Here is a 25,465-nt window from a genome sequence, read left to right as displayed (position 1 = left end):
GGGGGTTCCTAGAGGAAGTAGAGGCGGTTGAGGGAGACGGAGTCGGCGGGTTCGGAGCGCAGCGGATCACCGTCGAGCGTGACCAGCCCGGTCCGCCCGTCGACCTGGACGTCCCCGATGCGGGAGTTGAGCAGCAGGTCGCCGGGGCCGATGCCGCGGGTGCCGCGGACGGGGACCCGCCTGCGCCGGGTCGGCATGCGGTCGGAGCCGTTTCCGGCGGCGGCCTCGGCGACGAAGGCGACGGAGATGTCGGCCGGGGTCGCGCCGTGGGCGCCGAACTGCGGCCCGAGGACGAGCGGTTCGCAGGTGTCGGTCGCCGCGTTCGGGTCCCCGGTGACGCCGTAGGCCGGGAAGCCCGACTTCAGCACGAGCTGCGGCTTCGCGCCGAAGAACTCGGGCCGCCAGAGCACGATGTCGGCCATCTTGCCGACCTCGATGGACCCGACCTCGTGCGCGAGGCCGTGGGCGATCGCCGGGTTGACGGTGAGCTTGGCGATATAGCGCAGCACCCGGGCGTTGTCGTCGTGGGCGCCGTCGCCGGGCAGCGGCCCGAGTTCGGCCTTCATCTTCCCCGCCATGGCGAAGGTGCGGCGCACGGTCTCCCCGGCCCGGCCCATGCCCTGGGCGTCGGAGGAGGTGATCCCGATGGCGCCGAGGTCGTGCAGCACGTCCTCGGCGCCCATCGTCCCGGCGCGGATGCGGTCGCGGGCCAGGGCCGCGTCGCCCGGCAGGTCGGTCTTGAGGTCGTGGACGGAGACGATCATCCCGTAGTGCTCCGCGACCGCGTCCCGCCCGAAGGGCAGGGTGGGGTTGGTGGAGGAGCCGATCACGTTCGGCACGCCCGCCATCCGCAGCACGTTCGGGACGTGGCCGCCGCCGCAGCCCTCGATGTGGAAGGCGTGGACGGTGCGCCCGTCGAGGACGCCGAGGGTGTCCTCCACCGAGAGGCACTCGTTGAGGCCGTCCGAGTGCAGGGCCACCTGCACGTCGTGCTCCTCGGCGACGCGCAGCGCGGTGTCCAGGGCCCGGGCGTGCGCGCCCATGTCCTCGTGGACCTTGAAGCCGCAGGCGCCCCCCTCGGCGAGGGCCTCCACCAGGGGGGCCGGGTCGGAGGAGGAGCCGCGGGCGAGGAAGCCGATGTTGACCGGCCAGGCGTCGAAGGCGCCGAAGGCGTGCCGCAGCGCCCAGGGCGAGTTGACCCCGACGCCCCACACCGGCCCGAACTCCTGGCCGATCAGGGTGGTGACCCCGCTGGCCAGGGATGCCTCCATGACCCGGGGCGAGAGCAGGTGGACATGGGTGTCGACGGCGCCGGCGGTGGCGATCAGGCCCTCGCCGGAGACGATGGAGGTGCCGGTGCCGACCACCACGTCGACCCCGTCGAGGGTGTCGGGGTTGCCCGCGCGGCCGATGGCGTGGATGCGGCCCTCGCGGATGCCGACGGAGACCTTGCGGATGCCGAGCACGGCGTCGATGACCAGCACGTTGCTGATCACGACGTCGCAGGTCCCGCGGACGGAGGCGGCCTTCAGGTGCAGGCCGTCGCGGGCGGTCTTGCCGAAGCCGGCGAGGAACTCCTCGCCCGGGCGCTGGCTGTCCGACTCCACGCGGACCACCAGTCCGGAGTCCCCCAGCACCACCCGGTCCCCCGCACGGGGGCCGTGCACGGCGGCGTACTCGCGGGCGTCCATACGGCGGGGGGCGGGCCGGTGGTGGTCGTGGTGGCGGGTGGGTCTGCTCATCGGGTCGTTCCCTCCGTTCCCAGGTAGCCGCAGGCGGCGGCCCTGCGCAGTGCCTCCTCCCTGGCCCCGGGGGCGTCGAGGGGGCCGTCGACGAGACCGGCGAAGCCGATGGCGACCCGGTCCCCGCCGAGGGGCACCAGACCGACCTCCGACTCCTCGCCGGGGCCGAAGCGCACCGAGGAGCCGGCGGGCACGGCGAGCCGCATGCCGTAGGCGGCGGCGCGGTCGAAGCGCAGCCTGGGGTTGGCCTCGAAGAAGTGGAAGTGGGAGGTGACGCTGACCGGGACGTCCGCCGTGTTGCGCACGCCCAGCACCGCGTCCGGGGCGGGGTCGGGGGTGTCCGGGCCGGGGAGCACCGCGCCGGGGGCCCCGTCCCCGAGGCGGCCGCCGCCGATGGGGCCGGAGACGACCGCGAGCCGGGAGCCGTCCTCGAAGACCGCCTCGACGTGCACCTCGGTGACGACGTCGGCCACCCCGGGCAGGACGTCGTCCGGACCGAGCACCGAGCGGGCCGCCTCGACGGCCTCGGCGAGGCGCCGGCCGTCGCGCGCGGCCTCGCAGACGGTGTCGGCGACGAGCGCCGTGGCCTCGGGGACGTTCAGCCGGAGCCCGCGGGCCCGGCGGGCCCGGGCGAGCTCGGCGGCACCGAAGAGCAGCAGCCGGTCGCGCTCGGTCGGGGTCAGCCTCATCCACCACACCTCCCATGTTTGAGCATCACTCTAACGCGCAAGGGCTTTCGAGGAAACCATTGACTTACCGCGAGGCATGGCCCACATTGAGCACCGCTCAATTAGAGCGCCATTCAAACGCAGTACGGGAGCGAGCCTCATGCCGATGGAGCAGCGCGGAGTCGACACCATCCCCGAGCCGGAACGCACCAGCACCCCCCGCGACCTGGTCTCGATCCTGCTGGGATCGAACCTCTGCCTGGGGGTGATCGTCTTCGGCTGGCTGCCGGTCTCCTTCGGGCTGGGCCTGTGGCCCGCGGTGACCTCGATCGTCGCGGGCACCGTCGTGGGCGTGGCGGTCACCGCCCCGCTCGCGCTGATCTCCCTGCGCACCGCGACCAACCTCTCGACCTCCAGCGGAGCGGCCTTCGGCGTCCGGGGGCGCCTGGTGGGATCGGTGGTCGGCCTGCTGCTCTCGCTGGGCTACACCGCCCTGACGCTGTGGATCGGCGGCGACGTGATGCTGGGGACACTGGCCCGGATCGCGGGGGTGCCCACGGGCGGGACCGCGCACACCGTGGTCTACACGGCGCTCGCGGCCTGCACGGTGGTCGGCGCCGTCTACGGCTACCGCCTGCTGCTGCGGGTGAGCCGGGTCCTCGCGGTCGGCATGTCGGTGCTGCTCGCCCTCGGCCTGCTCGCCTACGGCCCCGCGCTGACCACCGCGGCCCCGCCGGACACCCCGTACCTGCTGGGCTCCTTCTGGCCGACGTGGTTCCTCTCCGCGGTCGCCGCCGGTCTCAGCGGCCCCGTGGCCTTCATCACCCTGCTGGGCGACTACACCCGCTACATCTCACCCGCGCGCCACACCCCGCGCCGGGTCCTGCGCGCCACCTGCCTCGGGCTCCTGGCCGGCCTGCTCCTCCCCCAGCTCTTCGGCACCCTCACCGCGCTGGCCGCCCGCGCGGGCGCGGACTACGCCGGGCCGCTGGTCGCCGCCGCGCCCGGCTGGTACCTGGTGCCGCTGCTGATCGCCGCGGCGGCCGGGTCGGTGGGCAACGCGGGGCTGATGCTCTACTCGATGGGGCTGGACCTGGACGCGATCCTGCCCCGCGCCACGCGCACCCGGGCCACCCTGGTCGTCGCGGCCGTCGCCACCGCCTTCGTCTTCCTCGGCCACTTCGTCTGGGACGCCCAGTCCGCGATGACCTCCTTCGTCCTGCTGCTGACCGCGGTCGGCACCCCCTGGGCCGTGATCACCCTGACGGCCCATGCGCGGTGCGGCGGCGTCTACGACGAGGGGGCGCTCCAGGTGTACAACCGCCGCTCACGGGGCGGCGCCTACTGGTACCGCGCGGGCTGGCATCCGGGGGCCGTGCTGTCCTGGGCGGCCGGCGCGGGCGTCGGACTGGCCGCCGTGTCCACACCGCTCTACGAGGGCCCGCTGCTGCCGCTCACCGGCGGGGTGGACACCAGCTTCGTCCTGTCGGGCCTGGTCGGCGGCGCGCTGTACGCGCTGGTGGCCCCGGACCGCGCCGGGGCCGCCCCGGGACCGCGGACCGCCGTCGGGGCGGCCGGCCCGGCGCCCGCCGCCGACGGGGCCGCCCGCCCGAAGGCGCCGCAGGCGGGCTGAGCGGGCACTCCGCGGAACGGGGCGGGGCCGGGGCCGCCCCGTGTATCGCCCGCCCGGACGCACGGCGGCCCGCCGCACCGGTCGGGACCGGGGCGGCGGGCCGCTCGGTGGACGGCAGGGCGGGTCAGGCGACGGGGTGCGTCCAGCCGTGGGCGTCCGCGGTCTTGCCGGTCTGGATGTCCAGCAGCGCCTTGCGGAGCTTCAGCGTGACCTCGCCCGGCTCCCCGCCGGACTGCTGCCACTCGCCCCGGGCCGACTTCACGGTGCCGACGGGCGTGATGACGGCGGCCGTGCCGCAGGCGAAGACCTCCTTGAGAGCACCGCTCTCGCTGTCCGCCTGCCACTGGTCGATCGAGACGCGGCCCTCCTCGGAGGTGTACCCGAGGTCGCCTGCCAGCTTCAGCAGGGAGTCGCGGGTGATGCCGGCGAGCAGGGAGCCGGTCAGCGTCGGGGTGACGATGCGGTCCTCGTAGACGAAGTAGAGGTTCATGCCGCCGAGCTCCTCGACCCAGGTGTGCTCGACGGCGTCGAGGTAGGCGACCTGGTCGCAGCCCTTGGCGGCCGCCTCGGCCTGCGCGAGGAGGGAGGCCGCGTAGTTGCCGCCGGTCTTGGCGTCGCCCATGCCTCCGGGGACGGCGCGCACCCGGTCCTCGGACAGCCAGATGGAGACCGGCTTCACGCCGCCCGGGAAGTACGCGCCGGCGGGCGAGGCGATGACCAGGAACAGGTACTCGTTGGCCGGGCGCACCCCGAGGCCGACCTCGCTGGCGATCATGAAGGGCCGCAGGTAGAGCGATTCCTCGCCGCCGTGGGCCGGGACCCACGCCTCGTCCTGGCGGACGATCGCGTCGCAGGCCGCGACGAACAGGTCGACGGGCAGTTCGGGCATGGCCAGCCGGCGGGCCGAGGCCTGGAAGCGCCGGGCGTTCGCCTCGGGGCGGAAGAGGGCCACCGAGCCGTCGGGGTGGCGGTAGGCCTTGAGCCCCTCGAAGATCTCCTGCGCGTAGTGGAGGGTCATGTTGGCGGGGTCGATCGACAGCGGCGCGTAGGGGACGAGCTCCGCGTCGTGCCAGCCGCGCCCCTCGGTCCACTTGATGACGACCATGTGGTCGGTGAAGTGGCGGCCGAAGCCGGGGCTGGCCAGGATCGCGTCGCGCTCCGCGTCGGACAGCGGGTGCGAGGAGGGCTTGAGCTCGATCGGGGGCGTCGTCATGAGTGGAGTCCTTCACCGGTTGGCAGTGGCGGACCGCGTCACGCGGGGCGGATGCCCGGCGCCGCGCGGGTGCTTGGACGTCCGAACATCGCCGTGTACACGGCCCACGTTCGATTATCGCCCGCGTGGGCCCGGACAGGGAACAGCGTGGAGTGCGGCCCGGTGTCGATGGTGGCACCCGTCACGGCGCAGCAGAAGCCGCCGGGTGCGGTGGGAAGGCGGCCCGGCGGCGGGGCGGGGGCCGAGAAGGGCCCCCGCGGGGATGCGGTCCGTCGGGTCAGCCCGCTACGCGTACCGCGAGCGCGTCGCCGATCTCGTCCGTGGTGCGGACCTTCCCGGGGCCGCGCTCCGCCAGGTCGGCGGTGACCGCCGCCTCGATGCGGTCGGCCTCGGCCTCGTGGCCGAGGTGCCGCAGCAGCAGGGCGACCGACAGGACGGTGGCCGTGGGGTCGGCCTTGCCGGTGCCCGCGATGTCCGGGGCCGAGCCGTGGACGGGCTCGAACATCGAGGGGAAGGCGCCGCTCGGGTTGATGTTGCCGGAGGCGGCCAGGCCGATACCGCCGGTGACCGCGGCGGCGAGGTCGGTGATGATGTCGCCGAAGAGGTTGTCGGTGACGATCACGTCGAAGCGCTCGGGCTGCGTGACGAAGAAGATCGTCGCGGCGTCGACGTGCAGGTAGTCGGTGGTGACCTGGGGGTACTCCCGGCCCACCGCGTCGAAGATCCGCTTCCACAGGTGGCCCGCGTGGACGAGGACGTTGTTCTTGTGGACCAGCGTCAGCTTCTTGCGCGGCCGGGCCGCGGCGCGCTCGTAGGCGTCGCGGACGACCCGCTCCACCCCGAAGGCCGTGTTCAGGCTGACCTCGGTGGCGACCTCGTGCGGGGTGCCGGTGCGCAGCGAGCCGCCGTTGCCGGTGTAGGGGCCCTCGGTGCCCTCGCGGACCACCACGAAGTCGATGTCGGGCCGCCCGGCGAGCGGGGTGGCGGTGTTGGGGAACAGCTTCGACGGCCGCAGGTTCACATGGTGGTCGAAGGCGAAGCGGAGCTTGAGCAGGAGACCGCGCTCCAGGACGCCGGACGGCACCGAGGGGTCGCCGACGGCACCGAGCAGGATCGCGTCGTGCCCCTTGAGCGCCTCCAGTTCGGCGTCCGGGAGGGTCTCCCCCGTCCGGTGCCAGCGCTGGGCGCCCAGGTCGTACTCCTTGGTCTCCAGCTTCACATCCTGCGGGAGGACGGCGGCGAGGACCTTGAGGCCCTGAGCCACGACTTCCTTGCCGATGCCGTCACCGGGGACCACTGCGAGATTGATGCTGCGAGACATGTCGGCACCCTACTCCGCGTCCCATTCGTTGACACGCGATGTCCACCATCTGGACCCACCCCGTCGGACGCGGACCGGGCGGGGGCGGCGCGGGCGGGGGCGGCGCGGGCGCGCGGCAGGCGCCCCGGCCCCTCCCCCGGGCCCGAGGGGGCGCCGCGGAGGAGGGACCGGGGGAAGGCGAACGCGTGCGGGGACCTGGGGGGGCGGGACCCCGGCTCAGTGGCCGGTGTCCCCGCCGTTGTCCCGGCGGTCCAGGGCGCGCTGGAGCGCGGCGGCGGCGTTCCTGCGGTCGGCGTCGGCGGTGCGGGCGGAGCGGCGGACGCGGCGGACGGTCTCAGCGGGCATGATGATCGACTCCTTGGAGATCGGGAGGATTTCGAAGGCGCCGGAAGGGGCGGGGAGCGAGGCCGCAGGGGTTGCCTGCGCGAAGGCACTGGCTCACGACCGCCGTTCGCTGGATCGAGCGAGACGTTCGGCTCCTACAAACGTAGGGCAGCCGCACCGTTCTGTCTCCACAGTTAGTCGGGCTTCCTACTATCTGAGACGGCGGGGGGCGTGCCGCTCGTCACACCAGGCCACCGCGGCGCCCGGGCGCACCGGGCGCCGCTGCCGGCGCGGCCGCGTCAGCCCCCGGTGGCCGTACGGAGCACCCGGGCCACCCGCTCGGTCCAGGCGGTCAACTCCTCGCGGGAGGAGTGGTCGTCGCCGCCGAGGGCCGCCGCCTGGGCGTCGCTGAGCCGCTCGGGGCCCTCGGCCTCCAGCAGGGCGTGCAGCCTGCGGGCGAGGTGGGCCAGTCGGCGCGCGTCCTCGTGCTCGACGCTGTCGACCCCGTGGCCGGGGCCGAGGGTGGTGGATCCGGGCATGGTTCCTCCTCGAAGCGCCCCCCTCCCCGGCAGCCTATGCCCGCCGGACGCGAACCGCCCCCGCCGGTCTGGGGGGACCGGCGGGGGCGGTGTCCGCGGGGGCGGTACGGAGGATCAGCCCATGTGCGGGTAGGTGTAGTCGGTCGGCGCGACCAGCGTCTCCTTGATGGCGCGGGTCAGCGTCCAGCGCATCAGGTTCTGCGGGGCGCCGGCCTTGTCGTTGGTGCCGGAGGCGCGGCCGCCGCCGAAGGGCTGCTGGCCGACGACGGCGCCGGTGGACTTGTCGTTGATGTAGAAGTTGCCCGCCGCGTAGCGGAGCTTGTCCATCGTGTGGGCCGCGGCGGCGCGGTCCCCGGCGATGACCGAGCCGGTCAGGGCGTAGGCGGAGACCGACTCCATCTGCTCCAGCACGGCCTCGTACTGGTCGTCCTCGTAGACGTGGACGGCGAGGATCGGGCCGAAGTACTCCGTGGTGAAGACCTCGTTGCCCGGGTCGGTGCACTCGATGACGGTCGGGCGGACGAAGTAGCCGACCGAGTCGTCGTAGGTGCCGCCCGCGACGACGGTGCAGGTCGGGTCCTCCTTGGCCCGGTCGATCGCGGCCTTGTTCTTGGCGAAGGCCCGCTCGTCGATCACCGCGCCGATGAAGTTCGTCAGGTCGGTGACGTCGCCCATCGGGATGCCCTCGACCTCGGCCGCGAACTCCTCCCTGAAGCCCGTGTTCCAGATCGACGCCGGGATGTAGGCGCGCGAGGAGGCGGAGCACTTCTGGCCCTGGAACTCGAAGGAGCCGCGGGTCAGGGCGGTCTTCAGCACGGCGCGGTCGGCGCTCGGGTGGGCGACCACGAAGTCCTTGCCGCCGGTCTCGCCGACGATGCGCGGGTAGGAGCGGTACTTCTCGATGTTGTTGCCGACCGTCTTCCACAGGTGCTGGAAGGTCCGGGTCGACCCGGTGAAGTGGATGCCCGCGAGCATCGGGTGCTCCAGCGCCACCTCCGAGACGGCGATGCCGTCGCCGGTCACCAGGTTGATGACGCCCTTGGGCAGCCCGGCCTCCTCCAGCAGCTGCATCAGCAGCACGGCCGCGTGGGTCTGCGTCGGGGACGGCTTCCAGACCACGACGTTGCCCATCAGGGCCGGGGCGGTCGGCAGGTTGCCGGCGATGGCGGTGAAGTTGAAGGGCGTGATCGCGTAGACGAAGCCCTCCAGCGGGCGGTGGTCCAGGCGGTTCCACACACCGGGCGAGTTCGCCGGGGGCTGCTCGGCCAGCAGGTCGCGGGCGTACTTGACGTTGAAGCGCCAGAAGTCGACGAGCTCGCAGGGGGTGTCGATCTCGGCCTGCTGCGCGGTCTTGGACTGGCCCAGCATGGTGGAGGCGGCCATCGTCTCGCGCCAGGGGCCGGCCAGCAGCTCGGCGGCGCGCAGGATGATCGCGGCGCGGTCGTCGAAGGACATGGCGCGCCAGGCCGGGGCCGCGGCGAGCGCGGCGTCGACGGCGTCCTGGGCGTCCTGCCGGGTGGCGCCGGCGAAGGTGCCGATGACGGCCCGGTGGTTGTGCGGCTGCACGACGTCGACGCGCTCGCCGCCGCCCATCCGCCTGACACCGCCGATGGTCATCGGCAGCTCGATCGGGTTCTCGGCCAGCTCCTTGAGCCTGGCCTCCAGCCGGGCGCGCTCGGGCGAACCGGGGGCGTAGCCGTGGACCGGCTCGTTGACGGGAGCGGGGACCTGGGTGACGGCGTCCATGACTTCCGTGACTCCTTAAGCGAGGGGGGTGAGGGCCCTGGGTTCGGTCGGGGTCAGTTCTTGGTGATCATCGAGCGGAGGAAGAACAGCAGGTTGGCCGGCTTCTCCGCGAGACGGCGCATGAAGTAGCCGTACCAGTCGGTGCCGTACGCGGTGTAGACGCGCATCCGGTGGCCCTCGGCGGCCAGCCGGAGCTGCTCGTCGCCGCGGATCCCGTAGAGCATCTGGAACTCGTACTCGTCCAGTTTGCGCCCGGCGCCGCGGGCGAGTTCCTGGCCGATGGCGATCAGGCGCGGGTCGTGGGACCCGATCATCGGGTACCCCTCCCCCTCCATCAGGATGCGCAGGATGCGCACATAGGCCTTGTCGATCTCGGCCCGGTCCTGGACCGCGACCGAGGCGGGCTCCTTGTAGGCGCCCTTGACCAGGCGGACCCGGCTGCCGTCCGCGGCGAGGCGGCGGGCGTCCTGCTCGGTGCGGAAGAGGTACGCCTGGATGACGCAGCCGGTGTCCGGGAAGTCCTTCCGCAGCTCCTCGTGGATGGCGAACATCGAGTCGAGGGTGGTGTGGTCCTCGGCGTCCAGGGTCACCGTGGTGCCGATGGCGGCGGCGGCCTCGACGACGGGGCGGACGTTGGCGAGGGCCAGTTCGTGGCCGCCGTCCAGGGACTGGCCGAACATCGAGAGCTTGACCGACATCTCGACCCGGGGACCGAAGCCCAGCCCGGCCAGGCGCTCGACGAGCTCCAGGTAGGCGTCCCGGGCCGCGGCGGCCTGCTCGCGCGTGGTGATGTCCTCGCCCACCACGTCGAGGGTGACCTCCAGGCCCCGGGCGACCGCGTCCTCGACAACGGGGACGACCTGGTCGACGTTCTCGCCGGCGATAAACCGGGCGACGACCTGCTTGGTCCCCGGGGCGGCCGAGACGAAGCGGCGCATTCTGTCGCTGCGCGACGCGGCGAGGATCACGGGACCCAGCACGGGCACCTCCATGGCACGGATGAGAAGCGGCCTAACACGGACAGAACACACAGTCCGGGAACAGCACGATGAACCACCGTGAAACCTAAGGATCGCGCGGATGCCGAGCCATCGACAGCTGTCACGCATCCGTGTCCGGGATCTCAGACATATGTACAAGGAGTGCGAGAATGGCCGCGTGAAGGGCGACTACCAGGATCTGGTCGACGAGATCTCCGGCCTGCTCGCGGCCCCCGCCACTCTGGAGGACCGGGACTTCCGGCTGATCGCGTTCGGCGCGCACGACAGCGACGACGACACGATGGACCCGGTGCGCACCCGGTCCATCCTCACCAGGAAGTCGACGCCGGCCGTCCGGTCCTGGTTCGAGGGCTTCGGCATCGCCCGCGCCGCCGGGCCCGTCCGCATCCCCGCCGCGCCCGAGGCCGGGGTGAACCGGGCCCGGCTCTGCCTGCCGGTGCGCCACCGCGGGGTGGTGCTCGGCTATGTGTGGCTCCTGGACTCCGCTCCCGGCCCGGGTCCGGACCGGCTGGCCGCCGCCATGGAGGTGGCCGGGCGGATCGGGACCCTGCTGGCGGACGAGGAGCGGGCGGGCTCCGACCTCTCCCGGGAGCTGCGCGCGGTGCTGACCGCCGACCGCGGCTGGCAGTACGACATGGCGGTCTCCGCCTTCGCCGAGGCGCTCGGCCCCGCGGGCGAGGGACTGCACGCGCTGGTCTGCGTGCTGCCCTGGCAGGCGGACGACGCCCCCTCGGTCCGCGCCCTGCCCGGCGCGGCGGCACTGGCCACGGTCCCACTGCACACCGGGCACCCGCCTCTGGAGCCCGGCGGAGCCGAGGCCCCGGCGGACGAGGGCCTCGCCGCCCTGGTCCGGCTGCGGTCGGCGGACAACCCCGAACCGGCGCTGGCGGCCGCGGTCCGGCTCCACGACCGGGCCTCCGGCGGCACCGCCCGGGGCACGGGCCGGGGGGACGCGCCCGCCACCGGGGCGGGGGTCTCGGCGGCCCACCGCGGGCTGGGCGAGCTGGGGACCGCCTGGCGGGAGGCCGCGGCCGCCGCGCGCACCGCGCTCGCCGAGCCCCGCCACTCCCCCGTGGCGCACTGGCCGGAACTCGGGGCCTTCCGGATGCTCACCGCACTGCCCCCGGACCGCCTGGACGACCCCTGTGTGCGGCAGCTGCTGGCGGCCTCCCACTGCGAGCTGGCCCGCACCGCCGAGGTGTTCCTCGACTGCGCGGGCCAGGCGGGCCGGACGGCCGCGGCGCTGGGCGTCCACCGGCAGACGCTGTACTACCGGCTGTCAAAGGTCGAGCAGCTGACCGGCCTCGACCTCGACGACGGGGGTCACCGCCTGCTGCTGCACATGGCGCTCAAGGGCGCCCGGCTGCGGGCCCGGGCCCCGGAACCGCACCGGTCCTGAGCCGCGGAGGAGACGGGGACCCGCCCCCGCGGGGGCTCAGCCCGCGGCCCCTGCCACGGCCGCGCCCCCGGGGAGGGCCGGGCCCGCCGGTGCGGCCGGGCCGCGGCCCGGTGCCGCCGCGCGCAGACGCCCGGCGAAGACCGCCGCGAGAAGTCCGGTCAGCAGCAGGATCGGCAGCGCCTCCAGCGGTGCCAGCGCGGGGACGGCCACCCCGACGGCGGTCACCGCCACGAAGGCGGCGGCCGCGGCGACCGCAGCGCGCAGCAGCCGGGTTCCGGTGGGCAGGGCCAGGGCGAGCAGCCCGATTCCGGCCGTGGCGGCGGTCCCCTTGAGCTGGGCCACCGTGTACAGGGCCGCCGCCGGGACGGAGGCGAAGGGCTCGCCCGCCGCCGCCTGGGCGGCGTGGACGGCCAGCACGGCGTTCTCCACCATGTCCAGGGCGCCGGTGACGATCATCGCGCCCATGCTCAGGTTGCCGAGCACCCGGGAGACGGTCAGCCCCCGGGCCGCGGTGAAGGTGACCACATAGGCCAGGACGAAGAGCGCGTCGAAGCCCATCCAGAGGAGCACGGCCTCCGGCCGGTCGTGGAGCGGTGCGGCGAACTCCGCGGGCGACAGCGGCACGTCGGTGGGCTGGAGGTGCACGCCGGAGTGGACGGCGGTCAGCACGGGAAAGGCCACGGCGCAGGCGAAGGTGGCGAGCGCCGCGAGGAGTCCGGCCCGGTCCAGCACCCGGGTGCCCGAGGACGGGGAGGCGTTCACCGGCCCTCCTCCGCTCCGCCGCCCGGGAGTTCGGCGTCGGCATCGGGGCCGAGGAGGTCCTCCAGGGAGTCCCGGTGGGCGCCGAGGCGCCCGACGACGTGCACCAGGCGGTCGCGGAGCGCCGCCAGGTCGGCCAACTGCCGCTCCACGTCGGCGATCCGGCCGCGCAGGAGCGCCTCGGCGTGGTCGGCCGGGCAGTCGGCCACATGGTCGCAGGCGTCGGCGAGCTCCCGGATCTCCTCCAGGCGCAGCCCCAGGCGTCGGCCGACCCGGATGAAGGTCAGGCGCTCCACCGCTTCCTGCGGGTAGCGGCGGTGGTCCCCGCTGGTGCGCTCCGCGGGCGGGAGCAGGCCCTCCCGCTCGTAGAAGCGGACGGCGTCCACCGAGATACCGGCGGCGCCGGCCAGCGCGCCGGTGCTGAGCCGGGCGGTGGTGCCCGGCAGGATCGCTGTGGTCATGACCCCGACGTTAGATCCTGGAGTGGGCTCCAGGTTCAAGCCCGACCCGGGTGACGCCCGTCACACCGGCGCCCCGGGAGGTCCCCGGCCTGCGCGATGAGCCCTCCGGGAGGACGGCGGGCGCCCGCGGTGTACGCCCGAGGTGGCACACGGGCGCGACCCCGGAGGGATGCGGCGGCACGGGCACAGTACCGAGCATGGCGGGTGTGACCGAGTCGATCACGGGGCTGCATCTGTCCCTCTCCGAGACACTTCTCGTCCTCGCCGCCTCCGCTGCGGTCGCGGCCCGCTGGCTGCCGCCCGCGGCCCGCGGCCCGGCCGCGCTCGCCGCGGCCGGGGCGGTGGCGGCCTCCGCGGGCGCCGTGGCCCTGTCCGGCCTCCGGTGGCAGCTGGTGCCCGTGCTGGCCGCCGCGGCCCTGGCGCTTCCCTTCGCGCTCGCCCCGGTGCTCCGCGGGGGCGCGCCGCGTGCGCCGCGCCGGGCGCCGTGGTGGGCGGCGGGGCCCGCGACGCTGCTCTGCGGCGTGCTGATCGCGGCCGGGCCCGCGGCCTCCTGGGCCCTGCCCGTGCCGGTGCTCCCCGAGCCCACCGGACCGTACGGGGTGGGCACCACCACGGTGCAGTGGACGGACCCCGACCGGCCGGAGCCCGCCACCGCCGTGCCCGGGGACCGGCGCACCGTGGTGGCCCAGCTGTGGTACCCGGCGGACCGGGCCGGGGGTCCGGGGGCCCGCTACCTCGGCAGGACCGCGGACGAGGCGCGGACGGTCGGGGACGCCCTGGCCGGCTACGCCGGGCTGCCGTCCTTCGCCCTGGACGGCGCGGTGGCCGCGCGGGGGCACGCGGTGCCGGACGCACCGGTCTCCGCGCGGGGCGGGCCCTTCCCGGTGGTGCTGTTCTCCCCGGGCCTCGGCGGGGTGCGCACCCAGAACACGGCCTGGGCGCAGGAACTCGCCTCCCACGGCTATGCGGTGGCCGCGCTGGACCACCCCTACGACTCGGCCGCGGTCGTCCTGGACGACGGGCGGACCGTGCGCACCGAGGTCGCCGCCTCCGGGGACACCGCCGAGGACGAGCGCCGCGCCGCCGGTTGGACGGCGGTGCGCGCGGCGGATCTCCGCTTCGTCCTCACCCGGCTGGGCCGGATCGGCCGGGGCGGGGTCCCCGGTCCCCTGGCGGGACGGCTCGACACAGGGCGCGCGGCGGTCGCCGGGCACTCCCTCGGCGGGGCGGCGGCCCTGCTCGCCGCGGCGCAGGACGGCCGCTTCGCCGCCGCGGTGGACCTCGACGGCTTCCCCCGCGACACGGGCCCGGGGCTCCGCACCGGGCCGGTGCTGGCGCTCACCCAGGCCGTGGGCCCGGACACCGACCCCGACTACCTCCCGCGCCTTCGCCGGGCCCTGGAGGCGGGGACGGCCCCCGGCTACCGGCTCACCGTCCCGGGCGCCGCGCATCTGACCTTCACCGACGCGCCGCTGTACCTGCCGCCGCTGCCCTCACTGGCCGGTTCGCTGGGCCGCACCGGGGGGCACCGGATCACCGCGGGGGCCACCCTGGCCTTCCTGGACGCGGTGCTCGCCGCGGAGCCGGCCGACCCCGCTCGCGCGCTCGCCGCCTACGGCGAGCTGACCGTGCACCGCCCCCGGGGCGGCCAGAGCCCCGGACGCGTACGGGCCCCGGTGCGCTCGGCACCGGGGCCCGTACGGCGGGCGGGCCGCCGCTCTCAGTCGGTGAGGTTCACCGAGCGGGCGGAGGCGGCGCCGATCTCCTCGGCGATCTCGGAGAGCACGGTGGGCGGGACCGTGTCGTCGACGGTGAGCACGACGAGCGCCTCTCCGCCCTCCTCCGCGCGGGAGACCTGCATGCCCGCGATGTTGAGGCCCGCCTCGCCGAGGATCCGGCCGACGGTGCCGACGACGCCCGGGCGGTCGTCGTAGCGGAGCACCAGCATGTGGTCGGCGAGGGCGAGGTCGACGTCGTGGTCGCCGATCGCGACGATCTTCTGCAGGTGCTTGGGACCGGCCAGCGTGCCGGAGACCGCGACCTCCTCCCCGCCGGAGAGGGTGCCGCGCACCGTGACCACGTTGCGGTGGTCGGGGGACTCCGAGCCGGTCGTGAGCCGCACCTCGACACCGCGCTCCTGGGCGAAGAGCGGGGCGTTCACATAGGAGACGGTCTCGTCCACGACGTCCTCGAACACGCCCTTGAGCGCCGAGAGTTCGAGGACCTTCACGTCGTGCTGGGTGATCTCGCCGTACACCTCGACGTCGAGGCGGACCGCCACCTCGCCGGCGAGGGCGGTGAAGATCCGGCCCAGCTTCTCGGCCAGCGGCAGGCCCGGGCGCACGTCCTCGGCGATGACGCCGCCCTGGACGTTGACCGCGTCGGGGACCAGTTCCCCGGCCAGGGCCAGGCGCACCGAGCGGGCCACGGCGACCCCGGCCTTCTCCTGGGCCTCGTCGGTGGAGGCGCCCAGGTGCGGGGTGCACACGACCTGGTCCAGCTCGAACAGCGGGGAGTCGGTGCAGGGTTCCTTGGCGTACACGTCGAGGCCCGCGCCGGCGACCCGGCCCTCCTTGAGCGCCGAGTACAGCGCCTCCTCGTCGACGATGCCGCCGCGGGCGGCGTTGACGATGCGCACGGTGGGCTTGACCTTGTGCAGCGCCTCGTCGCCGATCAGGCCCAGCGTCTCGGGGGTCTTGGGGAGGTGGACGGTGATGAAGTCGGAGACCTCCAGCAGCTCGTCCAGGGAGAGCAGCTTGACGCCCATCTGCGCGGCGCGGGCCGGCTGGACGTAGGGGTCGTAGGCGACGACCTTCATCCCGAAGGCGGACATCCGCTGGGCGACCAGCACGCCGATGCGGCCGAGTCCGACGACGCCGAGGACCTTCTCGCTCAGCTCCACGCCGGTGTACTTCGAGCGCTTCCACTCGGCGTTCTTCAGGGCGGTGTTGGCCTGCGGGATGTTGCGGGCGGTGGCGAGCAGCAGTCCGCAGGCGAGTTCGGCGGCGGTGACGATGTTGGAGGTCGGGGCGTTGACCACCATCACGCCGGCCTTGGTGGCGGCGGAGACGTCGACGTTGTCGAGGCCGACGCCGGCCCGGGCGACGACGCGCAGCCTGCGGGCGGCGGCGACGGCCTCGGCGTCCATCTTGGTGGCGGAGCGGATGAGGACGGCGTCCACGTCGGCGAGGGCGGGGATCAGCTCCGCGCGGTCGGCGCCGTTGCACTGCCGGATCTCGAAGTCCGGACCGAGCGCGTCCACGGTCGCGGGCGACAGCTCTTCAGCGATGAGTACGACAGGTTTCGAGCTCACGTGAGTCCTCACATGTCCGGTGCAGACGGCCGTCCCGACGGCCGCAGCGGTGGAGGGGGCTAGCCGCGTGGAAGACGCACGACACTGTGGGCCTGACGCGTATGTAGGGATGAGTGTAGTGGCGGCGCGGGCCGCGGCATGCGCCTCGTCGGAAGGATCACCCGTCCGTGGCCGGACGGGGTGGCGGGTGCGGCCCGGGGGCCCCGACGGGGCCCCCGGGCCGGCGGGCCCTTCAGGACTCGTCGTTGTCGACCCAGCTCATGAGCTTGCGCAGCTCCTTGCCCGTGGTCTCCAGCAGGTGCTCGGAGTCCTGGGTCTTGTACTCGTTGTACTTCTTCAGACCGCCGTGGTACTCGTCCATCCAGTTCCTGGCGAAGGTGCCGTCCTGGATCTCGGCGAGGACCTTCTTCATCTCGGCCTTGGTGGCGTCGGTGATGATCCGCGGGCCGGTGACGTAGTCGCCCCACTCGGCGGTCTCGGAGACCGACCAGCGCATCTTCTCCAGGCCGCCCTCGTACATCAGGTCCACGATCAGCTTCAGCTCGTGGAGGCACTCGAAGTAGGCGATCTCCGGCTGGTAGCCGGCCTCGGTCAGGGTCTCGAAGCCCGCCTTGACCAGCGCCGCCGTGCCACCGCAGAGGACGGCCTGCTCGCCGAACAGGTCGGTCTCGGTCTCCTCCTTGAAGGTGGTCTTGATCACGCCGGCGCGGGTGCCGCCGATGCCCTTGGCGTAGGACAGCGCCAGGTCGAAGGCCTTGCCGGTGGCGTCCTGCTCGACGGCCGCGATGCACGGCACGCCGCGGCCCTCCTCGTACTGCCGGCGGACCAGGTGGCCCGGGCCCTTGGGGGCGACCATGGCGACGTCCACGCCCGCCGGGGGCTTGATGAAGCCGAAGCGGACGTTCAGGCCGTGGCCGAAGAACAGGGCGTCGCCGTCCTTCAGGTGGGGGGCGATGTGCTCCTCGTAGACCTGGGCCTGGATCGGGTCCGGGACGAGGATCATGATGACGTCGGCCTCGGCGGCGGCCTCGGCGGGAGAGACGACCCGCAGGCCCTGCTCCTCGGCCTTCGCCTTGGACGTGGAGCCCTCGTGCAGGCCGACCCGGACGTCGACGCCGGAGTCGCGCAGCGACAGCGCGTGGGCGTGGCCCTGGCTGCCGTAGCCGATCACCGCGACCTTGCGGTTCTGGATGATGGACAGGTCGGCGTCGGCGTCGTAGAACAGCTCGGCCACTGGGATTCTCCTTGGAATGCTCGTGTTGCGACCCACCGTACGGCGGGATGGGGCGGAAGGGTCACGCGGTCTCGCCTGGCGAGACCTCGGGGCGGGGGCTCAGGCGCTGCGGTCGAGGGCCCTGAGCGAGCGGTCCGTGATGGACCGCGCGCCACGCCCTATGGCGATCGTGCCGGACTGGACGAGCTCCTTGACGCCGAACTGCTCCAGCATCTTCAGCATCGCCTCCAGCTTGTCACTCGAACCGGTGGCCTCGATGGTGACGGCCTCGGGTGAGACGTCCACGGTCTTGGCCCGGAACAGCTGGACGATCTCGACGATCTGGGAGCGGGTCTCGTTGTCGGCGCGGACCTTGACCAGGACCAGCTCCCGCTGGATCGCGGCGCCGGGCTCCAGCTCGACGATCTTCAGCACGTTGACCAGCTTGTTGAGCTGCTTGGTCACCTGCTCCAGCGGCAGGTCCTCGACGTTGACCACGATGGTGATGCGGGAGATGTCGGGGTGCTCGGTGACCCCGACGGCGAGGGAGTCGATGTTGAAGCCGCGGCGCGAGAACAGGGCGGCGATGCGGGCCAGGATGCCGGGCGTGTTCTCGACCAGGACCGAGAGCGTGTGCTTGGACATGTCGGTAACTCTGCTCTCTCTCAGTCGTCTTCGCTGTCGCCGAAGTCGGGGCGGACGCCGCGGGCGGCCATGACCTCGTCGTTGGAGGTGCCGGCGGCGACCATCGGCCACACCTGGGCGTCCTCGTGGACGATGAAGTCGACGACGACCGGACGGTCGTTGATCGCGTTGGCCTCGGCGATGACCTTGTCCAGCTCGTCGGGGGACTCGCAGCGGATGGCGTGGCAGCCCATGGCCTCGGAGAGCTTCACGAAGTCCGGGACGCGGGTGCCGGCACCGGTCTGCCTGCCCTCGGCGCCGGGGCCGGAGTGGAGCACGGTGTTGGAGTAGCGCTGGTTGTAGAACAGGGTCTGCCACTGGCGGACCATGCCGAGGGCGCCGTTGTTGATGATGGCGACCTTGATCGGGATGTTGTTCAGCGCGCAGGTGACCAGCTCCTGGTTGGTCATCTGGAAGCAGCCGTCGCCGTCGATCGCCCAGACCGCGCGTTCCGGGCGGCCCGCCTTGGCCCCCATGGCGGCGGGGACCGCGTAGCCCATGGTCCCGGCGCCGCCGGAGTTCAGCCAGGTGGCGGGCTGCTCGTAGTCGATGAAGTGGGCGGCCCACATCTGGTGCTGGCCGACGCCCGCGGCGAAGATCGTGCCCTCGGGGGCCAGTTCGCCGATGCGCCGGATCACCTGCTGGGGGGCGAGGCTGCCGTCCTCGGGCTGCTCGTACCCCAGCGGGTAGGTGGTGCGCCAGCGGTCCAGGTCCTTCCACCAGGCGCTGTAGTCGCCGGCCTTGCCGTCGTTGTGCTCGGCCTGGACGGCCTGGACCAGGTCGGCGATGACCTCCCGGGCGTCGCCGACGATCGGCACGTCCGCGGCCCGGTTCTTGCCGATCTCGGCGGGGTCGATGTCCGCGTGGACGATCTTGGCGTAGGGGGCGAAGCTGTCCAGCCTGCCGGTGACGCGGTCGTCGAAGCGGGCGCCGAGGGCCACGATCAGGTCGGCCTTCTGCAGCGCGGTGACGGCGGTGACGCTGCCGTGCATCCCGGGCATCCCGACGTGCTGGGGGTGGCTGTCGGGGAAGGCGCCGAGCGCCATCAGGGTGGTGGTGACGGGCGCGCCGGTGAGTTCGGCCAGGACCTTCAGCTCGGCGGTGGCACCGGCCTTGAGGACGCCGCCCCCGACGTAGAGCACGGGGCGGCGGGCGGCGGTGATCAGCCTGGCGGCCTCGCGGATCTGCTTGGCGTGCGGCTTGGTCACCGGGCGGTAGCCGGGCAGGTCGGTCCCCGGCGGCCAGCTGAAGGTCGTCTTCGCCTGGAGGGCGTCCTTGGCGATGTCGACCAGGACCGGGCCAGGGCGGCCGGTGGAGGCGATGTGGAAGGCCTCCGCGATGGTCCGCGGGATGTCCTCGGCCTTGGTGACCAGGAAGTTGTGCTTGGTGATCGGCATGGTGATGCCGCAGATGTCCGCCTCCTGGAAGGCGTCGGTCCCGATCGCCTTGGAGGAGACCTGACCGGTGATGGCGACCAGCGGCACCGAGTCCATGTGCGCGTCGGCGATAGGGGTGACCAGGTTGGTGGCGCCCGGCCCCGAGGTGGCCATGCAGACGCCGACCCGGCCGGTGGCCTGCGCGTAGCCGGTGGCGGCGTGGCCCGCGCCCTGCTCGTGGCGGACCAGGACGTGGCGGACCCGGGAGGAGTCCATCATCGGGTCGTAGGCGGGGAGGATGGCGCCGCCCGGAATGCCGAAGACCGTGTCGGCTCCCACTTCCTCGAGGGAGCGGATGAGGGACTGCGCGCCCGTCACGTGTTCGACGGGGGCGGCGGGCTGTCCGCCGCTGCGGGGCCGCGGCGAAGGATGGTGGGCCCCGGTGGCCTGCTCGGTCATCGGCATTCTCTTCTCGATGCTGAGGGTTTTTGCGAGGGTTTGGAGCGGTTTCACTTGGTGCCGGTGCAACAAAAAACCCCTCGTGCCGTGAGGCAAGCGAGGGGAGCGCGTCGGAGGTGTCCGCAGGGCCTGTCGAGGGGCCGCTGCTCAGCCGACGCGCCGTCCAAGTACGAGAATTCGGGTGCGCATGGCACTGACCCTCCCCCGACGCGCTGTTACTGTCAAGTGGGTGGGACGCGCGTCTCACTATTCGAGCCACTTCGGGCCTGGGGGATGCCGGCCGTGAGCAGGGGCACGGGCATGCCGGTGGGCACCGGGAACTCGCCCCCGACCAGCACGCGCCGCAGCCGGTACTCGTCCAGCGGCCCGGAGAAGGCCAGCCCCTGCCCGTGGGTGCAGCCCATCGCGCGCAGCGCCAGCACCTGCTCGGGGAGGTCCACGCCGTCGGCGACGCATCGCATGCCGAGGTCCCGGGCGATCCGCAGCAGCCCGCTGGTGATCTTGTGCAGGCGCGTCGACTCCACGACGCCCTCCACCAGTCCGCGATCCAGCTTCAGGATGTCCACCGGCAGGCGGCGCAGTGCGTTGATCGCGGCGTAGCCGCTGCCGAAGCCGTCCAGGGCGATGCGGACACCGAGGCGCCGCAGGGCGGCGAGGCGCTGCTCCAGCTCCTCGAAGGAGATCCTCGGGTCGCTGTCGGCCAGCTCGACGATCAGCGCGCCGGAGGGCAGCTGGTGGCGGGTGAGGAGCGCCTCGATCGAGCCGGGTGGCAGCGACCGGTCCAGCAGCAGCCGCGCGGAGAGCCGCACGGAGACCGGCGTGGGGTGCCCCAGCCGCGCGCGCTCCGCCGCCTGGGCCACGGACTCCTCCAGCAGCCACCGGCCGAGTTCGGCGGCCCGGTTGCCGTCGTCGGCGACGCGCAGGAACTCGGCGGGCGTGAAGAGTATGCCCTGGGCGGACCGCCACCGGGCCTGGGCGGACACCGCGTCGACGCGGCCGGTGGTCAGGCTGACCACCGGCTGGTGCAGCAGGGCGAACTCCCCGTCGTGGAGGGCGCTGCGCAGCCGCGCGGCCAGCTCGGTGCGGCGCACCACCTCCGCCTGCATCTGGGGGGCGTACAGCTCCACCCGGTCCTTGCCGCCCGCCTTGGCCCGGTACATCGCGAGGTCCGCGTTGCGCATGAGGTCGGTGGCGTCGATGGAGGGTTCGGCGAAGGCCACGCCGATGGAGGCGGCGACGCGCACCTCCGCCCCGTCGATGCGGTAGGGCTGCGAGAGGGTCGCCCGCAGCCGTTCCGCGATCTCGTGGACCTGGAGTTCGCGGTCGGTCTGGTCGCAGGCGCCGTCGCCCACGATCAGGGCGGCGAACTCGTCCCCGCCGAGGCGGGCGGCGGTGTCCCCGGCCCGTACGGACTCGGCGAGCCGGCGGGCGGCCTGGACCAGCAGTTCGTCGCCGGCCTGGTGGCCCAGGCGGTCGTTGACCCCCTTGAAGCCGTCCAGGTCGATGAAGAGCACCGCGGTGCCGCGGTCCCCGGCGCGGCGCCCGGAGAGGGAGCCCCGCACACGCCGGGTGAACAGGGCGCGGTTGGGCAGGTCGGTCAGCGGGTCGTGCTCGGCGTTGTGCTGCAGCTGGGCCTGGAGGCGGACCCGCTCGGTGACGTCCCGGCTGTTGAAGATCAGGCCGCCCTCGTACCGGCTGACCGTGGACTCCACGTGGAGCCAGGTGCCCGAGCCCGAGCGGAAGCGGCACTCGATCCGGGTCGTGGGCTCGTCGGCGGGCCGGGCGGCGAGGAAGCGGCGCACCTCGTGCACCACCCGGCCGAGGTCCTCGGGGTGGATCAGCGAGGCCAGCTCGGAGCCCACGAGCTCCCCGGCGTCCCGGCCGTAGACCTTGGTGGCGGCGGGTGAGACGTAGCGCAGCACCCCGGTGGGCGCGGCGATCATGATGACATCGCTGGAGCCCTGCACCAGCGAGCGGAAGTGGTTCTCCTTCTCGGCCAGTTCGCGGGCGAGGGCGATGTTCTCCAGCAGCATGATGCCCTGGCGCACCACCAGCGCGAGCACCACGGTGCAGGCGGTGATGACGACGACGCGGTCGACCCGCCGCCCCTCGGTGACGCTGTAGAGGATGCCCAGGGTGCACACGGCCGCCGCCAGGTACGGGGTGAGCGCCGTGATCGACCCGGCCGGGGGCCGGCCGGGTCGGCGGGGACGGGGGGGACGGGGGGGACGGCGCGGCCCGCCGACGGGCCCGCCCGCCGCCTCGGCCGCCCGGCGGGCGCCCCAGGGGGCGTAGGCGAGCAGCAGCGAGCCGGCGAACCAGCCGGCGTCGAGGAGCTGGCCGGAGCTGTAGTTCTCGCGCAGCAGGGGCGAGGTGAACAGCGCGTCGCACAGCACGGTCATGGCGAGGCCGCCGATCGCCGTGTTGACGGCGGAGCGGTTGGCGGGCGAGCGCCTGAAGTGCAGCGCCAGCACCATGCTCACCAGCACGATGTCCAGCAGGGGGTAGGCCAGGGCCAGGGCCGCCGGGGCGACGCTGCGCCCGCCCTGGGCGTTCGCGGTGTGGGCGAGTGCCAGGCTCCAGGACAGGGTGAGCAGCGAGCCGCCGATCAGCCAGGAGTCCAGCCCCAGGCAGACCCAGCCCGCCCGGCTCACCGGGCGCTTGGCGAGGACCAGCAGGCCGACGATGGCCGGGGGCGCGAAGCAGAGGAAGAACACGTCCGCCGCGGAGGGCGTCGGCACCCCGGTGCCGAGCACCACCTCGTACCAGCCCCACACCCCGTTGCCCGCCGCGGCCATGAAGGAGGACAGCGAGAACAGCAGCCAGGCGGGGCGGAAGCGGCAGCGGGGTGTACGCGCATAGAGCAGGCAGGACACGGCGGCCACCAGCGCGGCCGCGCTCAGCCCGAAGTCGCCCATGACCAGAGCCAGTCGCGGGGAGCCCCAGCCGAGGGCGGCGCCCACACCGTAGGCGGCGCACACGGCGGCGAGGGCGAGCTGCTGACGGAGGGCGGGGTTCCTCCCGCCGTGGGCGGACTCGCGTGCGGCGAGCACCCCCGGCGCGCTCACCGGACCGCCCCCCGGCACGCGGCGGGCCGCTGGGGGCGGTCCGGCCGGGGGAACGGCCGCGGAGGGCGCTTCGGAGTGTGCTCGCGGAGGGCGGCGGCCCGCACCGCCGCGCCCGCAGGCGGTCGTCGTCGGCACCGCCGCGTCGGTTCGTCGGTCCATCGGCCCATCGCCCGTCGCCCCCCTCAGGTCTGATCGGCTGTCAGCTCACGTAGCGGCACCGCCGCTCCGTCCGGAGCAGCCCCCAGGTCGGGACGATACACCAATATCGTCACTCAGGGACATAGCCCCTCTACTCTCCGTGACCACCTGCGGCAACAAGGGCACGCGGTGCATTCGAGTGACTGCGGAGCGTGCCCGAACGGCTCCCCGGCGGCTCACCCGCCGGTGGTGAGCACCACGTTCCGCAGCTCCTCCCCGGCGGCGAACCGGGCGATCTGCGCGGCCAGCAAGCGCTTCGCACGGGGCATGAACGCGGACGTGGAGCCGCCGACATGGGGGCTGATCAGCACCCCCGGTGCGTGCCACAGCGGGTGCCCCGGGGGCAGCGGCTCTGGGTCGGTGACGTCCAGCGCCGCGCCGATCCGGCCGGTGCCCACCTCCGCCAGCAGGGCCTCGGTCCGCACCACCGGCCCGCGGGCGACGTTCACCAGCAGCGCCCCGTCCTTCATCCGGGCGAGGAACGTCGCGTCCACCAGCCCCCGGGTGGCCTCGGTGAGCGGGGTCGACAGGATCACCACGTCGGCCTCGGGCAGCAGTGCGGGCAGTTCGGTGAACGCGTGCACCTCGCCGCGCTCCGAGGTCCGTGCGGAGCGCGCGACGCGCACCACCCGCGCGCACTCGAACGGCGCGAGCCGGTCCTCGATGGCCGAGCCGATGGAGCCGTAGCCCACGATCAGTACGGACCTGTCGGCGAGCGCCGGGTAGAAGCCCGCCCGCCACTCCTCGCGCTGCCGGCCCTCGACGAACCCCGGGATGCCGCGCAGCGAGGCCAGTACGAGGGCGAGGGCCAGCTCGGCCGTGGACGCCTCGTGGACCCCCTTGGCGTTGCACAGGCGCACCCCCGGGTGCAGCCCGGTCAGCCCCGGCTCGACATGGTCCGTCCCGGCGGACAGGGTCTGCACCACGCGCAGCGAACGCATCGCGGGCAGCGGCCGTATCGCCACGTCCATGCCCTGCATGTACGGCACCGCGTAGAAGACGCAGTCCGCGGGGTCGGCGGGGAAGTCCGGCCCGCCGTTCCAGAACCGGTAGGTCAGGCCCGCCTCGGCGGACGCGGGCAGTCCCTCGATCTCCTCGGCCGCCACCGGCAGCCACACGTCGTTTCCCATGCCCGGAGGCTATGCCACGAGGTCTCCCGCGCATTGGTTAGGTTTTGGGGGCGGCCGAGCGGAAGGTACGGGGAGTTGGAGCGCAGGACGATCGGTGCGGCGGCGCTGGAGGTGGGCGCCGTCGGGCTGGGCTGCATGCCGATGAGCTGGGCGTACACCGGCTCGCAGCGGCAGGGGGAGCGCTCGTTGCGCACGGTGCACGCCGCACTGGACGCGGGGGCGACGCTGCTGGACACGGCGGACGTGTACGGGCCCTTCACCAACGAGCTGCTCCTGGGCCGGGCGCTCAGGGAGCGCCGCGGGGAGGCCTTCGTGGCCACCAAGGTCGGGCTGCTCGTGGGCGAGGGGCACATGGTGGCCAACGGCCGCCCCGGCTATGTGCGGCGGGCCTGCGACGCCTCGCTGAGGCGGCTCCAGACCGAGGCGATCGACCTGTACCAGCTGCACCGGACCGACCCCGAGGTCCCCGTGGAGGAGACCTGGGGCGCGATGGCCGAGCTGGTGGCGGCCGGCAAGGTGCGCGCGCTGGGGTGGAGCGCGGTGGGTGCGCGGGCGCCGCGCCGCCCCGGGGCGGACCTGCACGAGACGACGATCCGGCAACTGGAGCGCGTGCAGCAGGTGTTCCCGGTCAGCGCGGTGCAGGCCGAGCTGTCGGTGTGGTCCCGCGAGGCGCTGGCACGGCTGCTGCCCTGGTGCGAGGCGCGGGGGGTGGGGTTCCTGGCCGCGATGCCGCTGGGCAGCGGCTTCCTGACGGGGACGCTCACCCCGGGCCAGGGCTTCGAGCCGGACGACGCCCGGGCCCGGCACCCCCGGTTCACGGCCGAGATGATGGCCGCCAACCAGGGCGTGGTCGCCGGGTTGCGCCGGGTCGCCGCCCGGCACGGTCCGGGGGCCACCCCGGCGGCGGCCGCGCTGGCCTGGGTCCTGGCGCAGGGGCGGCACGTGGTGCCGGTGCCGGGCACCAAGCGGCCGGAGTGGGCGGTCGCGAACGCGGGCGCCGCGGATCTGCGGCTCACCGGGCGCGACCTGGCGGAGATCGCCCGGCTGCCGCCCGCGCTCGGTTCCTGGGACTGAACGGCCGGGGCGGTGGCGGCTCCGGCGCACTCCCGGCCGGCGCCGTCCCGCACCCGGGCCCGGCGCGCCCGGCCGGGTGCGCCGGCGCCGCTCCTCCCCACGGGTTGGGAGGGATCCCGGCCCCGGACGGCGGTGGAGGTGTAT

19 protein-coding genes and 1 pseudogene are annotated in these 25,465 nt (G+C 73.8%); 4 read left to right on the top strand and 16 right to left on the bottom strand.

The window, feature by feature from the left end:
- Positions 1-8 precede the first annotated feature (8 nt).
- Entirely contained in the window at positions 9-1,691 is a 1,683-nt protein-coding gene (locus ACGF15_RS05665) for an urease subunit alpha (RefSeq protein WP_392797058.1), read from the bottom strand.
- A 47-nt stretch (positions 1,692-1,738) separates the two neighbouring features.
- Entirely contained in the window at positions 1,739-2,431 is a 693-nt protein-coding gene (gene ureA / locus ACGF15_RS05660) for an urease subunit gamma (RefSeq protein ID WP_392796979.1), read from the bottom strand.
- 139 nt (positions 2,432-2,570) lie between these two features.
- Between ureA and ACGF15_RS05655 the strand changes: the two genes are divergently transcribed.
- Positions 2,571-4,043: a cytosine permease gene (locus tag ACGF15_RS05655; protein ID WP_392796978.1), complete on the top strand. Its 1,473-nt coding sequence runs from the start codon at positions 2,571-2,573 to the stop codon at positions 4,041-4,043.
- Positions 4,044-4,167: 124 nt separating this feature from the next.
- Here the strand turns inward: ACGF15_RS05655 and ACGF15_RS05650 are convergent, their stop codons facing one another.
- The 6 genes from ACGF15_RS05650 to ACGF15_RS05625 all read right to left on the bottom strand — a co-directional run bounded on the left by ACGF15_RS05650 (position 4,168) and on the right by ACGF15_RS05625 (position 10,166).
- On the bottom strand, positions 4,168-5,256 hold the full coding sequence (locus ACGF15_RS05650) for a branched-chain amino acid aminotransferase (protein WP_345614155.1): 1,089 nt from the start codon (positions 5,254-5,256) through the stop codon (positions 4,168-4,170).
- A 277-nt stretch (positions 5,257-5,533) separates the two neighbouring features.
- The gene (locus ACGF15_RS05645) at positions 5,534-6,577 is read right to left on the bottom strand and encodes a 3-isopropylmalate dehydrogenase (protein ID WP_345614156.1); all 1,044 of its coding nucleotides are present in this window, start codon (positions 6,575-6,577) and stop codon (positions 5,534-5,536) included.
- Between the two features lie 216 nt (positions 6,578-6,793).
- Positions 6,794-6,922, bottom strand: coding sequence for a hypothetical protein (locus ACGF15_RS05640; RefSeq protein WP_256522849.1), 129 nt, complete (start codon positions 6,920-6,922; stop codon positions 6,794-6,796).
- A gap of 278 nt (positions 6,923-7,200) precedes the next feature.
- Positions 7,201-7,440 (bottom strand): hypothetical protein, encoded by a 240-nt coding sequence (locus ACGF15_RS05635; protein WP_362610670.1) that lies wholly within the window; start codon positions 7,438-7,440, stop codon positions 7,201-7,203.
- Positions 7,441-7,554: 114 nt separating this feature from the next.
- Complete coding sequence (pruA, locus tag ACGF15_RS05630; RefSeq protein ID WP_256522851.1) at positions 7,555-9,186, bottom strand: L-glutamate gamma-semialdehyde dehydrogenase; 1,632 nt, start codon at positions 9,184-9,186, stop codon at positions 7,555-7,557.
- A gap of 53 nt (positions 9,187-9,239) precedes the next feature.
- The gene (locus ACGF15_RS05625) at positions 9,240-10,166 is read right to left on the bottom strand and encodes a proline dehydrogenase family protein (RefSeq protein ID WP_345614236.1); all 927 of its coding nucleotides are present in this window, start codon (positions 10,164-10,166) and stop codon (positions 9,240-9,242) included.
- Positions 10,167-10,344: 178 nt separating this feature from the next.
- On the opposite strand from ACGF15_RS05625, the gene ACGF15_RS05620 reads away from it, so the two are divergent.
- Positions 10,345-11,586 (top strand): PucR family transcriptional regulator, encoded by a 1,242-nt coding sequence (locus ACGF15_RS05620; protein WP_392796977.1) that lies wholly within the window; start codon positions 10,345-10,347, stop codon positions 11,584-11,586.
- Between the two features lie 36 nt (positions 11,587-11,622).
- Here ACGF15_RS05620 and ACGF15_RS05615 read toward each other — a convergent pair whose 3' ends face one another.
- Both ACGF15_RS05615 and ACGF15_RS05610 read right to left on the bottom strand, forming a co-directional pair.
- Positions 11,623-12,348, bottom strand: coding sequence for a hypothetical protein (locus ACGF15_RS05615; RefSeq protein WP_392796976.1), 726 nt, complete (start codon positions 12,346-12,348; stop codon positions 11,623-11,625).
- Complete coding sequence (locus ACGF15_RS05610; RefSeq protein WP_362610679.1) at positions 12,345-12,806, bottom strand: MerR family DNA-binding protein; 462 nt, start codon at positions 12,804-12,806, stop codon at positions 12,345-12,347. Before ACGF15_RS05610 ends, ACGF15_RS05615 begins: the two co-directional genes overlap by 4 nt.
- A 197-nt stretch (positions 12,807-13,003) precedes the next feature.
- On the opposite strand from ACGF15_RS05610, the pseudogene ACGF15_RS05605 reads away from it, so the two are divergent.
- A pseudogene (locus ACGF15_RS05605) lies at positions 13,004-14,458 on the top strand (alpha/beta hydrolase family protein); the annotation flags it as partial.
- Between the two features lie 68 nt (positions 14,459-14,526).
- On the opposite strand, the gene serA reads toward ACGF15_RS05605, so the two are convergent.
- From serA to ACGF15_RS05575, 6 genes are all read right to left on the bottom strand, one after another.
- Complete coding sequence (gene serA / locus ACGF15_RS05600; protein WP_345614162.1) at positions 14,527-16,119, bottom strand: phosphoglycerate dehydrogenase; 1,593 nt, start codon at positions 16,117-16,119, stop codon at positions 14,527-14,529.
- Positions 16,120-16,351: 232 nt separating this feature from the next.
- Positions 16,352-17,353, bottom strand: a complete 1,002-nt coding sequence (ilvC, locus tag ACGF15_RS05595) for a ketol-acid reductoisomerase (protein WP_345614163.1) — start codon at positions 17,351-17,353, stop codon at positions 16,352-16,354.
- 99 nt (positions 17,354-17,452) lie between these two features.
- Positions 17,453-17,977, bottom strand: a complete 525-nt coding sequence (ilvN, locus tag ACGF15_RS05590) for an acetolactate synthase small subunit (protein ID WP_345614164.1) — start codon at positions 17,975-17,977, stop codon at positions 17,453-17,455.
- A 20-nt stretch (positions 17,978-17,997) separates the two neighbouring features.
- Positions 17,998-19,851, bottom strand: a complete 1,854-nt coding sequence (locus ACGF15_RS05585; protein WP_345614165.1) for an acetolactate synthase large subunit — start codon at positions 19,849-19,851, stop codon at positions 17,998-18,000.
- Between the two features lie 221 nt (positions 19,852-20,072).
- On the bottom strand, positions 20,073-22,919 hold the full coding sequence (locus tag ACGF15_RS05580) for a putative bifunctional diguanylate cyclase/phosphodiesterase (protein WP_392796975.1): 2,847 nt from the start codon (positions 22,917-22,919) through the stop codon (positions 20,073-20,075).
- Between the two features lie 374 nt (positions 22,920-23,293).
- A complete protein-coding gene (locus ACGF15_RS05575) occupies positions 23,294-24,247 on the bottom strand; it encodes a 2-hydroxyacid dehydrogenase (protein ID WP_345614167.1) in 954 nt (317 codons plus the stop codon).
- A gap of 75 nt (positions 24,248-24,322) precedes the next feature.
- Here ACGF15_RS05575 and ACGF15_RS05570 point away from each other — a divergent pair, with 75 nt between their 5' ends.
- Complete coding sequence (locus tag ACGF15_RS05570) at positions 24,323-25,321, top strand: aldo/keto reductase (protein ID WP_345614168.1); 999 nt, start codon at positions 24,323-24,325, stop codon at positions 25,319-25,321.
- Positions 25,322-25,465 lie beyond the last annotated feature (144 nt).

Source organism: Streptomyces sp. NPDC048001, assembly GCF_043203115.1.
Taxonomy (GTDB): domain Bacteria; phylum Actinomycetota; class Actinomycetes; order Streptomycetales; family Streptomycetaceae; genus Streptomyces; species Streptomyces sanyensis.
Note: the sequence above shows the minus strand (reverse complement) of the source record. Positions and strands in the feature narration are given on the sequence as shown.